Origin of the sequence: Mesorhizobium sp. M1E.F.Ca.ET.041.01.1.1, assembly GCF_003997355.1 — a bacterium.
Taxonomy (GTDB): Bacteria; Pseudomonadota; Alphaproteobacteria; order Rhizobiales; family Rhizobiaceae; genus Mesorhizobium.
Genome location: NZ_RZSL01001272.1, coordinates 1 through 420 on the forward strand (window position 1 = coordinate 1; position 420 = coordinate 420).

Below are 420 nucleotides of genomic sequence, written 5' to 3' on the forward strand. Positions count from 1 at the left end.
GACGCTGGTCGTCGTCGGCGGCTGATTTCGGTGGCGGCCTCGAGCGTCTTCAGTCCGGGCGCGAAAGGCTCCCATTCGTCGTGGCCGAAATAGGCGTGGCGCGCGCCGGTGGCGAGCACCAGCGTGTCGTAGGCGACGGCGCTGCCATCATCGAGCAATACGCGCTTGGCCTGGCGGTCGATACCGGTGACATTGCCCAGTAGCGTCGTAACGTCCTTGCGCTTGCGCAGCAGATGCCGGATCGGCCAGGCGATCTCCGAAGTGGCCAGCGAGGTGGTCGCCACCTGGTAAAGCAGCGGCTGGAACAGGTGATGATTGCGCTTGTCGATCATGGTGATGCGCACCGGCGCTGCGGCCAGCGCGCGGGTCAGTTCGAGACCGCCGAAGCCCGCGCCGACGACAACGACATGATGCTTGGCC

General features: G+C 66.2%; 1 protein-coding gene. It reads right to left on the reverse strand.

Annotated elements, in window-relative coordinates; all coding sequences use genetic code 11:
* A partial coding sequence (locus EOA38_RS38750) for an FAD-dependent oxidoreductase (protein WP_189435290.1) occupies positions 1 to 420 on the reverse strand: 420 nt, incomplete at both ends.